10 protein-coding genes are annotated in these 13,083 nt (G+C 40.8%); 4 read left to right on the top strand and 6 right to left on the bottom strand.

Translation table 11 applies throughout. The features are described from left to right. Positions 1-4: 4 nt before the first annotated feature. Entirely contained in the window at positions 5-481 is a 477-nt protein-coding gene (locus H7J92_RS03615) for a VanZ family protein (RefSeq protein WP_009765930.1), read from the bottom strand. A gap of 386 nt (positions 482-867) precedes the next feature. Between H7J92_RS03615 and H7J92_RS03610 the strand changes: the two genes are divergently transcribed. Together H7J92_RS03610 and H7J92_RS03605 are read left to right on the top strand one after the other, a co-directional pair. Continuing rightward, positions 868-3,396, top strand: coding sequence for an S-layer homology domain-containing protein (locus H7J92_RS03610; protein ID WP_221835397.1), 2,529 nt, complete (start codon positions 868-870; stop codon positions 3,394-3,396). Positions 3,397-3,547: 151 nt separating this feature from the next. Beyond that, a complete protein-coding gene (locus tag H7J92_RS03605) occupies positions 3,548-5,107 on the top strand; it encodes an FMN-binding glutamate synthase family protein (protein ID WP_221835395.1) in 1,560 nt (519 codons plus the stop codon). A gap of 39 nt (positions 5,108-5,146) precedes the next feature. Here H7J92_RS03605 and H7J92_RS03600 read toward each other — a convergent pair whose 3' ends face one another. From H7J92_RS03600 to H7J92_RS03580, 5 genes are all read right to left on the bottom strand, one after another. Beyond that, a complete protein-coding gene (locus H7J92_RS03600) occupies positions 5,147-5,827 on the bottom strand; it encodes a C40 family peptidase (RefSeq protein ID WP_246602487.1) in 681 nt (226 codons plus the stop codon). A 206-nt stretch (positions 5,828-6,033) separates the two neighbouring features. Then, positions 6,034-6,618 (bottom strand): YflT domain-containing protein, encoded by a 585-nt coding sequence (locus tag H7J92_RS03595; protein WP_221835390.1) that lies wholly within the window; start codon positions 6,616-6,618, stop codon positions 6,034-6,036. 142 nt (positions 6,619-6,760) lie between these two features. Then, positions 6,761-9,028: a VWA domain-containing protein gene (locus H7J92_RS03590; protein WP_221835388.1), complete on the bottom strand. Its 2,268-nt coding sequence runs from the start codon at positions 9,026-9,028 to the stop codon at positions 6,761-6,763. Between the two features lie 18 nt (positions 9,029-9,046). After that, positions 9,047-10,480 carry an S-layer homology domain-containing protein gene (locus H7J92_RS03585; RefSeq protein WP_246602484.1) on the bottom strand — a complete coding sequence of 478 codons (1,434 nt, stop codon included), beginning with the start codon at positions 10,478-10,480 and terminating at the stop codon, positions 9,047-9,049. Between the two features lie 51 nt (positions 10,481-10,531). Beyond that, entirely contained in the window at positions 10,532-11,779 is a 1,248-nt protein-coding gene (locus H7J92_RS03580; RefSeq protein ID WP_221835386.1) for a hypothetical protein, read from the bottom strand. An 85-nt stretch (positions 11,780-11,864) separates the two neighbouring features. On the opposite strand from H7J92_RS03580, the gene H7J92_RS03575 reads away from it, so the two are divergent. Both H7J92_RS03575 and H7J92_RS03570 read left to right on the top strand, forming a co-directional pair. Then, entirely contained in the window at positions 11,865-12,284 is a 420-nt protein-coding gene (locus tag H7J92_RS03575; protein ID WP_221835384.1) for a cation transporter dimerization domain-containing protein, read from the top strand. Between the two features lie 154 nt (positions 12,285-12,438). Continuing rightward, complete coding sequence (locus tag H7J92_RS03570; RefSeq protein ID WP_221835382.1) at positions 12,439-13,023, top strand: TetR/AcrR family transcriptional regulator; 585 nt, start codon at positions 12,439-12,441, stop codon at positions 13,021-13,023. Positions 13,024-13,083: the final 60 nt, after the last annotated feature.

Raw genomic sequence — 13,083 nt, 5'->3', positions numbered from 1 at the left:
GGCTCTAAATTTTCCTGATAGCTCGAATAAACTGAACAACGGCAACAATAAACAAAAAGGTAATCGCACCTGCCATGTCCAAATAGACATCTTGAAGGGTAGCGGTTCGTCCTCCTGTAAAAGATTGATGTAACTCATCAGCGCAAGCTAATATTAATGTAAGAAGGGCAGCCCCTAATAAGCGCCCTTTTCGTTTTGGCAGTACCCAATAGATTACTAAAGAAAGAAATCCGAACGTTAAAAAGTGTGCAGCTTTGCGAATTAAAAATTCTACAAAGTAATAGTAACCGCGTTCGTCAACTGAAATTATGCGGTCCCAATAGGAAAACTCCAATTCGGATAGGACAGCTTTGCCAGGTTCATCAGGCAGCAGCTGTTCAAGCGTAGAAACAAGTGATTGCTGTTCGTATGTTTGACTTGATGAAATTGCCAAGCCTACTAAAAGGGCTATAAGTATAAGAATCACAATAAATTTTTTCATAGTTGGATTGTATCACAGAACCCCCTTTCCTTGTCGTATAGTAAAATTGTAAACTCCTACATAAAAATATAAACATCTTCTATATATATACCGTACCCTTTGTAGAATACTAGATACCATTATACTTTAAATGTATCCTTAAATTCCCACTTACTATTGTAAAAAGATATGCTAATATTTAACTCGAGTGGTTGAAATAAGCCCTAACCCCCAATCATACATACAAGATATTCTAGCTATATCGAAAAACTGAATGATTACGGAATAATAAATAGGGTATAAGAACAAAAGAACGTTTTTATACTACTCAACGTTTTCTACAAGCTCTTTGGAAACCTAGTAGTTTCCAAGCAGTATTAGAAGAATTAAAAGGAGGAAATTTTTCCATGAAGGTTCAATCAAAAAAATACAGCAAATACATTACAGGCGTAGCATCAGCAGCATTAGTTGCATCAGCGGTGGCACCAGTTGTCAGTGCGGCAGATTTCAATGACGTACTGGAAAACAACTCTCACAAGCCGGCAATTGACGCTCTGTCAAACGCAGGTGTTATTTCTGGATATCCTGACGGTTCTTTTAAACCAAATAAAACGTTAACTCGTTCTGACGTAGTGAAATTGATGGGTAAATGGCTCGTTTCTATGGGATATGAAATTCCTAAAGACTATAAAACAAACCCTCGTTTCAAAGACTTAACGTCTAAGTCTAACGATGAACTCTTACAATCAGCAGCTATTGTTAAAGATAATAATGTCTTCAAAGGATACGAAGACGGCACATTAAAGGCAACTGGCAATATCACACGCGAAAATATGGCGATCGTCCTCGTTCGTGCATATGATGCAGTGAATAAAACAGATCTATTAACTTTTGTTAAAGAAGAAAAGTTTGATAAAGATGTTGTAGATTTGGCTAAAGCTAAAGCTGAAGCACGTCCTTACATTGACGTACTCGACTACTTCGATATCACGAACCCAGCTGCACCAAACTTCAGACCAAAAGAAACTACAACACGTGCACAATTCGCTTCTTTCTTATATAAAACTAGTGAAGTAGAGAAGCCAGGTGAAGAAACGCCTGAGGCACCGGAAGTAGCTGAAGTGACTGCAGTAGAAGCAATCAGCGACAAAGAATTGGAATTGAAAGGGACAAACCTACACCTTCTAAAAGCTGAACAGCTTAAAGTAGAAGGTAATGAACTAGTTTCATTCAATGCCAATCAAGATGGAACTCAAGCAACAGTTGAATTGAAAGACGAATTGACTTCTGGAAAAGAGATGACACTTACTGTCACGACTAAAACAGAAGGACAGCCCGATCAAGAGAAAACTTTCAAATTCACTTATGAGTTGAAGGTTGGTAAAGTGGTTGCGACTACTACTCAGGTGAATGAGACCGGCGAGCAATTCCTTGAATTCAATGTAGATGGTAAACTAGCAGACTTAAAGAAATTGAACGAAGCAGGTTATACAGTTGAGTTCCAAGCTACGAAAAATAATGTACTAAAGAATGCGAAGACCGGTGAATTGAATGCAGATCAACTAAATGCGAATGATACTTTCTCTTATAAAGTAGTAGTATCAAAAGACGGAAAAACGGTTGAATCGGACTTGGTAGATGTAAAAGTATTGAACTACGGTTCTTATGTTTCTACTATTAATGAAGTAACTGTTACGCAAGGTGGTACGACAGTAGAAAGCGGTAAAGTATCTCTTGATGAAGATGAAGGTAAAGTTACTGTAAAAGCGACTAAAGCGACAACAGTAAATGGCACTTCTGTAAGTAATCCTAATGCAACTTACACATCATCGAATCCTAGTGTTGCTACAGTCAACTCAAGCACTGGCGCTGTGGAACTTGTTAGCCCTGGTGAAGTCAATATTGTGGTGAAAGCAGATGGAGCTACTAAGAATGTTCCATTGACAGTGGTATCAGGCAAACGTGCAGCTGCTGAAGTAGTTGCTTCACCAACTTCAGCAAAAGTATTGAAAGACAAAACTTCAGATATCGGGTTGACAGTTAAAGATCAATACGGTGAGTTGTATACAGGTGCATTAACTGTTACTTCTAAGGACGAAACAATTGCTACAGCTACTATTGATACAGTAACTAAAGGTAAGTCAGCTGTTCACATTAACGGAGTGAAGACAGGAACAACAGAAATCCAAATCAAAGCAGGCGATAAAGTCCTTTCAACAATTGCAGTTAACGTTTCTGACAATTCACAAGTAGCTACTAGAAAATTAGAAACTAAATCGGCTTCTGACGATCTACAATTAGATGTGATGAAAGGTTCCGAAGACAAGACTGTAGAGTTGGTTTGGAAACAATATAATGAGCAAGGTTTCTACCTTGGAAATGATCTTATCCCAGTTGCGAATTATACTGTAACTTCATCTAATGAAGACGTAGCAAAAGTCAGCAAAGATGCTAATGGTGTAATTACAGTTGAAGGATTAAAAGCAGGAAATACAACGATTACGATTAAAGAAGGCAGTGTAACACGAGCGACAGCTGAAATTAAAGTAGTAAATACTACCCCTTCTATCGCTTCAGTGAATTTTGAGAAAACAGAACCGGTTACTAAAGTTGGAAACTTTAGTAGTGCTGTAGTGAAAGAAGAGGGTATTAAGCTAACTTCTTCTGAATACAAAGCTAAAATTGCTGCAGATGGTACGATTTATATTGACTTAGACAAAGTGGATGGTTACTCAGCGACTGAGGATGTTAAATTAGGAACTATTGCAACAAGCTACTCAGGTAATGCGACAGCACTTGGTTTGAAAGTAGTTAACGGAAACATTACAGGTACTGCAACAGCAGGCGACAATGGTACGATTGTTGTTAAAGTTAACCGTACAGATGAAACTGCTCCAGTTGGAACTAGTAATATTGAGGTAAGTGTACCAAAATAATAACGAAATTAATCATGTACATGAATAACTAACAACACCCAAGCTCTATTCCTTGAAGACGTTCAAGGAATAGAGCTTTTTACGTTTACTAAGCTACGTACCAAGGGTACAGATAGAATAGAAAGTTTAAAAGATTGAGAGGAGTGGGAGGATGCGTTGGTTTGAAGGAATCTATTTTACGACATCGTTGATTGTGCTTTTATTGCTAGCTGTACCAATTACAATTGCAATATTCCTGTATTTCTTTGATCGACGTCAAAAACAGCACGCGATTTTACGTAATTATCCTGTACTTGGCAGAGTACGTTATATGTTTGAGAAGGCGGGACCGGAAGTGCGACAGTACTTATTCAATGACGATAACAGCGGCAAGCCGTTTAGCCGAGAAGAGTATTTACATATGGTCATGCCGGGAAAGTATTTGAATAGTGTCATCGGTTTTGGTTCGAAACGGGATTTTCAAGAGCCGGGTCATTACATTCGAAACGCCATGTTCACGAAGCAAAATGATGAGATGCGTGTAGATAATGATAACTTGATGAAGACGATGCGCTATGAGGTAGATCAAGATAACTTATTTTCACGTAAAGAACATCGAGAGGAAATTACCACACTTCCTTGGCTGCTTCCTGAAGAAGATGCGATTGTGTTAGGTCCCAACTGTGAGCAGCCATTTGTCGTACGCAGTTTGCTCGGGCAGTCAGGAATGAGCTATGGAGCTTTAGGAGACCATGCGATCACTGCGTTGTCAAAGGGGATTGGCATGGCGCAGGGTGCGTGGATGAACACTGGGGAAGGCGGTGTCTCGGATCACCATCTAGCTGGCGGTGCAGATATCATTGCACAGATCGGCTCAGGTTTATTCGGTTTCCGAACTGAAGAAGGAGACTTTGATTTGGAAAAGGTGAAAGAAAAGGCTAAAGTACCTCAAATTAAAGCATTCGAAATCAAGTTGGCGCAAGGTGCAAAAATGCGTGGCGGTCATGTAGAAGGTGAAAAGGTGACCGAAGAAATTGCGGCCATACGAAATGTCGTTCCTTTTACTTCTATTAATAGCCCGAATCGCTTCAATCAGTTCAATGACTATCCTACATTGTTCACATTCATTGAAGATATTCGTACTGCTGGCGGCAAGCCGGTCGGCATGAAAATCGTCATTGGAGGGAAGGAAGACGCTGAAGAACTTGCGGAACAGCTGGCGGAAACTGGTATGGGGCCCGATTTTATTTCATTGGATGGGGCAGAGGGTGGTTCAGGTGCAACCTATCAAGACTTAGCGGATAGTGTTGGGCTGCCATTACGTTCTGCGCTTGTTTTATTGGATGATGCATTGCGGAAGTACGAGGTGCGGGATCGAGTGAAAATCATTGCTTCTGGAAAGATCATTACACCGGACAAAGCGGCCATCGCGTTGGCGTTAGGTGCAGATCTTGTGCAAATCGCCCGGGGATTCATGATTTCCGTAGGCTGTATTATGGCGGAACGCTGCCATACAAATACATGCCCGGCGGGGGTAGCGACGACGGATAAACACTTGCAGAGAGCGCTCGTTGTGGAAGAGAAAAAGTTTCGTGTCACCAATTATATCTTGACGATGAGGGAAGGATTGTTTCGCGTAGCTGCTGCGGCGGGTCTGGACTCTCCAACGAAGTTCGAACGTCATCATGTCATTTATAAGGATGAACGGGGAAGGATCCATTCTGTAGAGTAAAAAAGACTCGATGAATATTCATCGAGTCTTTTTTTAGGTTTATATTCTTCTGAAGCTATTGAATTTAGATTTCCAGTACGGGTTGCTTAAGCTGACAACCTCTGATTTTTTTCCACCAGCATGAACGAACTTGTTATTACCGACATAGATTCCAACATGGGAAATGCCTTTTCGATATGTATTGTGGAAGAATACGAGATCACCTGGTTTAGGTGAGTTGATTTTAGCGGACTGCGTGTACTGTCCTGTTGTTGTTCTGGAAACAGACTTACCATTTTTCTTGAATGCATATTGGATAAATCCGCTGCAATCAAATCCTTTTGTTGTCGTACCGCCGAAGCGATATGGAATACCTCTCAAATTCATTGCAGTTTTGACAACTCCCGCACTGCTTTTGGCAGGCGTAGATGCTGCAACCGACTTAGCAGAAGACTTTGCCAAAAGTGAGCTAAGTGCATAACCCTTTTTACCATTGATTTTTACTTTGTACCATAGTTCAGAACCTGAATTCTTTTGATGGGTCAGTTGTACTCGTGTACCTTTTTTTAATGTGAAGACAATTCTATGTTTAGTGCCCGCATCAGCACGGACATTTATATTATGTTTCGTTATGTATGTACCACTTTTCGCTGTTGCCTTACTTGCCGCATCAGCACTTCCTCCTGCAAACCCCGTGACCATTACTGCTGCCATCAATAGTGAACACAAAAACTTCTTCATCATGACTCTCCTTCGAAATAATGTATGTCTCTCTAGCTGCAAGTTACATCTTACATGACTTGTAGAAACGAAACATTACGTTCTTGTTAAGAAGAGGTTACAGTCTTGTAATCATATTAATAGATTGTAATAAAGCAAGCCAGCCGCCCCAAAATCGGAGCGGCTGTTATCAAACTATTTTATTGTCCTTCTCTTGGTACTGGACCTCAATCTTCCTCATTTAATAGGGGCTCGACTTGAATATCTGCAGCCAAAACTTCTGGAGGCACAGGGTTTTTCAATGGTTCATAGCCGCCATATGAAGGCTCATTTTCTTCAAACTGCCTTGCCTTTTTTGTATGTTGATTTTTTTTAAATGGATCTGCTTCATTTTCGGTATCCAAAATTTGTTTTGAAGCAGCCGGAGCTAGGTTATCTGTATAGAAGGGCTCGTCTTTTGAATACACGCTGAATGCCCAACCTTCATCCACATACAGCAGCATACCGCCATGCTGCACTTCTTCATAATAGCGATCGATTTCAATGTCATTCATACCGACACCATCCATCATGCGCTTCACATGATTTTCCCCGGTAAGGAAACCGATAAACCGATCTGTCCAAGTATCATAAGCTGCATGTACATCGGCTGCAGTTCGGTTTCTTAGCATGGAGACATCGTTTTCATTTTTGGCGATTACATAAATATTGTCGGCAAGATAGCCCGTCAGCTTTAGTTCCTCTATCTTGTCGAGAAGGTCAGAGTCATTATAATATACGCCGATAAATGTCTTGTTGTTTGGTTCTACCATTATTCTTCCTCCTCTATGTTTTGCAATTTTGATCGTATAGATACCATACCCCTTGGTGTTATATGAAAACCTGGATTCTTTTGAAGAGAAGTCAAAATAAAAACCGGTAAGAGTATGTTGGGCTCTTTACCGGTTTGAATCATTATTTTTGAATCTTTACCTTTTGCCTGGCTATCTCTTTGCCTTTCAAGTCGTAGGCAATGAATGTTGCATCGGCAGCTAATTGGAAGTCTTGAATTTCGAATAAGCCTTTGTTCATCATGTAGAAATTGTGGCCTCTATGAGCCAGTTCATAATCCAAATCGCCGGATTGCGAAGAAAAGCGGACAATGACTTTATTGATCGTACCGCACGCATTGGATACTTCGGTTTCCATCAAAATGTTGCGATTCGTCAGTTTAACGGATGGAGAATTGAAGACCGAAGCGATGACAGAACAAGTAGGCAATGGAATACCGCAGTTAATTTCTTGCAAAATCGATTGATAGACTAAAGACAGTTCAATATTTTCTTTAACGTGAAAATAACTGCCTTTTGTTTCTCTTGCAATATCCTTCAATAAAGCTTCGTCTAAATCTTTTCCGAGGCCAATTGTGAAGATTCGGATGCCCTGTCTTTTTGCCTCTTCCACTTGCTTAAGTATGGGTGTTTTGGAAGATTTGCCATCAGTCAATAAAATTAACACTCGCTGCCGTTTAGTAGTGAATTTGTTGAGGGCAACATGTAATCCATCGGCAATATTCGTACCACCGTTTGCTTTGACACCAACCAAGGAATTGATGACAGGCTCAGGGGCACCGCTTTTCAAAAACATACCACTAGTCGTAAAGTGAGTGGCGATGTTCTCTTCGGCATTTAGTGCCCTAATGAATTCTGTTGTTTTAGTTACACGCAGCCACTTTTCATCATTACGTTTCATACTGCCGGACGAGTCAATCAAAAATCCGATTTCCGGTTTTTCGGCCGTGCATGTTGTATCCACAGTAATAGGCGGAGAGAAAGAAACAGGCACAGTGAAGCTCTTATTTAGGATGGAGTAAATCGCATCCTCATCAGTTGTAGATCTGGATATTGCTTTTGCTGTAATCTCATCTTTTAATAAATAACGGGGTGTTGTAAAGGTTGTTGTTGCCACTCCGTTATAGAAATTAGGGTAGGAATCATTAAAAGGAATCCGCCCTGATGATGATTCAAGTTTCAAATATCCGTTGAAGCCATAGATGCGTTCGCCGCCGGGTCTAACAAGAGTAGCGGTCACTGTAGTTTGTCCCCATGGATTGTTTACAACATCAAGCTGAACTTCTGCTTTTGGTTCATATGTTAAGGTAGCAGTAGCGGAAGGAAGTGTGCAATTTCCTGTTTTATCAACGGGTGTAACTGTAATCGTATCCAACGTCCGCTCTTTTGTTTTTGGAGCGATAACTTTAACTGTCACTTCAGGGCCATCAGAACGTACTCTATGTGTCCTCCGAATGGTTTCTGCAACAGTAGAAACTTGTCCGTCATATTTATTATCTAGTGTTGGGTATTCCAGTATTTTAAAACTGGCTTCTTGCTGAGATGAAACTTCAAATTCCAATTCCCGCTCGTAAGGAATCAATTCACCATTACAATCCCTAAACGTAAACGTAATAAACGTTGAATCTTTGCCATTTGCTGTTAGAACCGGTTTCTCAATATCAACTTCTACAGCAGTCGGTGGCTTTACTCCACCTCCAATACCAGGCTGGGAAGGTTGATTTGGCTTTTCAAAATTTATCTCATCATCTTTCACGAAGTTAGCTGGATACGAATACTTGGCATTATGTTTTCCAGTTGCTTTGGAATTAAGACCTTGCAGTTCGCATCCCTGCTGAAGTGACATGTTATAGAGAAAAGTAACAGTTTCAGCACGCGTCAGTTCGTTGTTCGGACCGAAATCCAAATAATCATTTTTACCTGTGATGCCATTTGCCATATCATTTACGTACAGATAATAGACAGCTTCGTGCTTGGTAACGTCCACCCCCTGATAAGCGGAGAAGATACGGGCTGCATCTGCTCTTTTTACGGAAGCATCCCTTGCATAACGATTTGAAAACCCGTTTAGAGGTAGAAAATGACTTCTTAAATAACGGTAATTCCCCATAGCTTTATGTTCGCCCGGCAATGCTTCGAATGAAGAAGGGGAAGTGCAGTCGAATCGTACCAGCATTGTGACCAGCTGTGCTTCTGTAATAGATTGATCAGGTCTGAAAGTGCCGTCCTGGTATCCAGAAGTCAGCCCTTCGTTTTTTGCCCATTCAATCGCGTCTTTTGCCCAGTGGCGATCGGGAACATCTGTGAAAGAGCTCTTAGCGGAAACTTGCGACGGCAAAAGTGCAAAGAGAACAAACAGTACTCCCCATATAAATGAATTGCGAGCTTTCAATAGAGCCGACCTCCTTTCTTATTGGAAGAAAATTTCATCGCGATAATTTTGTTTCAGGTCATTTTCCAGGAAGTCCAGGAAGCGAGATGTAATAAGTGCTGCTTGGGCTCTCGTTAATTGTTGCTGCGGATTGAAACGGTTCATTTCATTCCCTTGAATCAGACCTAGCTCAGTAGCAACATATACACTGTCTTTTGCCCAACCTGAAATTTTATGATCATCTGCATACTGTGTTTTAAAGCCAGGGCTTGGTGCACGACCTTCCATTCCCAATGCTCGAACAAGAATTGCAACGGCCTGCACTCTGGTGACGGGGCTGTCTGGTTCGAATGAATCTGGTGTCACGCCTGTTATGATCCCTTGCTCCACTGCACTTTCGATATACATATAGTCAGGATCTTTCGTGGAAAGGTCCGCGAAAATTGGTTGGCGTGGAACTTTACTTTTTTTAGGCGGCTCTAGCACACGCAGATCCACAGCTTTCAGGATTCCTACAGTGTATTGATAACGTTTCATTGGTGTATTTGGAGAGAAAAACTGTGAGTTTTCATCGAAAATCCCCAATGAATATAGCTTTTGAATGGCATCTTTTGCATTATGGCGGTCTAGATCACGGAATTTCGGTACGATGAGCCGTTCAATTTTAGGGGTGTTTTTCTTTTGCAGCTCTATAGTTCCTTTCCCCGCGCCAAATGGGATGTTATAAGTGTATTCACTTACCATATCCGCACTGCTGATCACTGCATGTCCTCCCGTGAAGCTTGAGAGTGAAGGATCAAAAGGTTCATATTGCAAGGTGCGTGACTTACTGTCGGATGCTTTACTTGTGACAAAAGCATATCCTTGTGGGGTGATAATTTCTGAATCCATCAATTGAGTTTCAGTAGCGCCCCAGAAATTTTTATAGCCCATATTGCGGCCATTTAAATGGACTGTAATCAATTCATCCTTTTTTGTAGCGGCAATTTTATGCTTGTAGATTTTCCTCCCCACAATATTGCCTGAATAGTAGCTTGAGGCAGGGAGGTTGTCCGAGACCGTGCCTTCTGAATACTGATAATCATCAAGTGTGTAGGTATCTTTACCGATTGTCACTTTTTCGGAATAGCTCTTCACTTCGAATTGAGTCGTCGTTTGACCTTTGCCTTCGTGATCACTGATGTTAGCGGTATAGTTCACACTCCTCGTTAATTTTTCACCGCCGGGACCTGTCAGCGTAAAACGATAATTGCGGGTTAATGTTTTCTTGTTTTCTTTCTCAGTGACCACTGCTTTGCCTGAGAATTGAATTGGATAGCCTGTCAGAAAAAATAATTCTTTATATTCATATTCATTCATGACGCCGCCATTAACATCTACCGGACTAGCAGAAGCAGGAGACGCTTTCAGAGAAATAGTCACGAGCAGAATAGCGAACAGGACAAACAAACTTGCCTTTTGAAAAATCTTCATTGCATGACACCTTCTTTAAGGCAGCAAGAGAGAATCTCTCACTGCCATATTTTAATCAACTATGATTATTCTGCCTTTAACTATGTTTTCAGCAACTATATACAATCTATCGTTTATGCGTAGATCTTCTGGTTTGATAACTTTACCGTCTTTGATGAAAGTCGTTTGCTGAATATCCATCTTATTGATAGCACCTTGTGTAACCCAAGCACCGTTCATCCATTGACTGACATTGTGCACATCGATTGTCTGATGACCAGGAGAAAGATCCGACAGTCGTCCGACCGATACAATTCGAGCGGGAGTATTATCAGTGAAATGAACCGCGATGACCTGGTTATCCTTTACATAGAAATATCCGTACTTGCCAATTTTGAATGGTAAGTCCATTTGAGGAATTAAGGTGCTAGAAAAACTTTTCTTATCTTCAACGACAGCAGTTTCATTATTGAAATAAAAGTCTTGGTCAGCTAAGTTGGTCCATACATTAGACTCCAATTCCATAGCAAAAGACACTCTCAATTGATACCCAAGAACGCCAGAAACTTTTCCATAATAAATCTTGTGATCAGCTAAATTCGGACTGTCCAATCCATCATTGCTGATATGTATGATATTTGCGTATTGCTTGTTCATAGGGCCAGCCGCTGCGATGAAAGCTGTTCCGTAAGCACCTAAAGCGTCAGGTTCAATAAGTCTGCCATTTCGGATCAAAATCGTTCCGTCATGATAATTAAATCGCCCAGAACTCATTAAGCTCACTTGCTTCGTTTTTCCATTGAAGCTCTTCAGTGGTTCATAATAGGTCCGTTCTTCATTCTTCTGGATGATGATTCGCTCCACTTGCTCTTTGCCGTGTTTGCTGACCGTTGCGATATATACTTTATGATCCGCATATTTACGCAGCTGATTATGTGGGACAGGCTGATTATCCAAATAAATTGGAGTTTGAGCAGAGTAATAATAGCTGGAATTGCTATTTACTTTGTTAGGAAACCAATGCCAGTTCAAAAACTTCGTTTCATCACGCATGATGATCTTTCGGCTGGTTGGATCAATACGATGAAGAGTTCCTTTGTATAATCCAGCTACTTGAACACCAGGGTCCATTATTTCCAACATTGTAATATAGTTCGAGTTATAGACGGAAAATTTTATTTTGACCCGATCGCCTTCATATAAAGAGCCGATGTCCGTAAGCCTATTATTTTTGAATAGTTGCGTATCCGAATTTAGATAGACGTTTTTGATTCGGCCGTCATCCAACTTGATAGTGAGACCTTTTTGATTTCTTTCCATATAGGACACGATGCCGCTATAGACTTTTCCATTTTGTTCAATGATCGCGGGAGGCGTATCCGTTTTCCCGTTTAGTGTCTTGACAATGAAGAAAAGACATTTAATGGCGCCGCTTGGTTTATCTCTTCTATTATTAGGAGCTTGCAGTGGGGACGCTGAAGAAGATAAGAAAGCGGATCAGGAGCAAACCGAACCAGCTGAAAAAGAAACACCAGGCGTGGTAGATAAATCCGATACTACGACTTCCGACGATGAGCTAAAAGAGGAACTCGCTAAAGAAGAAGGTGTATCGCAAGTAAGCTTAATCATTACAGAAGATGCGGGTGGCTATGTTTTACTTGATTTCGAAGTATCTGAAGACATGAAAAAAGAGCAGGCTGAAGAGCTCGCCAAGAAATTCTTTACACGCATTGAAAAAGAATATCCAGATCACAGTATGGATATCCAAGCAAGGAAGAGCGGGGAAACCTTCGCTCAAGAAACAAAGGAAGCAAAAAAAGAATAATTACTATATAAACGATTGCCAAATGAATATTGGCAATCGTTTTTTTGAAACTATCCGTTGAATCGCGAGATAAAAGCAAGCCGAGAATGATTTGTGAGAAAAGCATATATGCTATATACTGTCTAAAAACGATTTAGAGGAAGTGAAGAGTTCAGTGGGAAAAAGAACAGCGATAATTCATTCAGCTATAGAGGTATTTCAAGAGCAGGGAATCGAGAAAACGAAGATCTCGGATATTGTTAAACGTGCTGGAATTGCACAAGGAACTTTCTATTTATACTTTCCATCCAAACTGTCATTGATGCCTGCAATCGCAGAAGAGATGGTGGCGAAGACAATGGATATTGTGCAACGTACAGTTGATGATCGAGCAGCTTATTCAAAGCAATTCGAACAGATGGTAGATGCGATATATGAAGTGAACAGGGAGTATTACGAAATAATGGCTGTAATTTACTCAGGACTTGCCTCCACAGAGCATATTAGGGAATGGGAATCGATATATGCTCCATTTTATGAATGGATCAGTGAGAAGCTTGAAGCGGCAAGGGAAGAAGGAGCTATTCGTCAGTCAATAAAGCCGGAGCGAACTGCAAAAGTCATCATAGGTCTGATCGAATCGACGGCAGAACAAGTATTTTTGTATGCTCATCGTGACGAAAGTGAGGCGGATCGCCAAAAAGAAGAGGTATTGGATTTTCTGTCACACGCATTACAATTCAAGACTGTGAAAAGTTAACATGGCACGTTGTTAACTTTTATGATAAAATGAATGACAGTCAGTCAAATAAATGAGACA

The sequence above is a fragment of the Sporosarcina aquimarina genome, assembly GCF_019748715.1.
Taxonomy (GTDB): Bacteria; Bacillota; Bacilli; order Bacillales_A; family Planococcaceae; genus Sporosarcina; species Sporosarcina newyorkensis.
Note: the sequence above shows the minus strand (reverse complement) of the source record. Positions and strands in the feature narration are given on the sequence as shown.

Coding starts and splice junctions, on each gene's coding strand:
- H7J92_RS03615 (WP_009765930.1), bottom strand. CDS start 481: ATGAAAAAATTTATTGTGATTCTTATACTTATAGCCCTTTTAGTAGGC.
- H7J92_RS03610 (WP_221835397.1), top strand. CDS start 868: ATGAAGGTTCAATCAAAAAAATACAGCAAATACATTACAGGCGTAGCA.
- H7J92_RS03605 (WP_221835395.1), top strand. CDS start 3,548: ATGCGTTGGTTTGAAGGAATCTATTTTACGACATCGTTGATTGTGCTT.
- H7J92_RS03600 (WP_246602487.1), bottom strand. CDS start 5,827: ATGAAGAAGTTTTTGTGTTCACTATTGATGGCAGCAGTAATGGTCACG.
- H7J92_RS03595 (WP_221835390.1), bottom strand. CDS start 6,618: ATGGTAGAACCAAACAACAAGACATTTATCGGCGTATATTATAATGAC.
- H7J92_RS03585 (WP_246602484.1), bottom strand. CDS start 10,480: ATGAAGATTTTTCAAAAGGCAAGTTTGTTTGTCCTGTTCGCTATTCTG.
- H7J92_RS03580 (WP_221835386.1), bottom strand. CDS start 11,779: ATGGAAAGAAATCAAAAAGGTCTCACTATCAAGTTGGATGACGGCCGA.
- H7J92_RS03575 (WP_221835384.1), top strand. CDS start 11,865: ATGAAGAAAAGACATTTAATGGCGCCGCTTGGTTTATCTCTTCTATTA.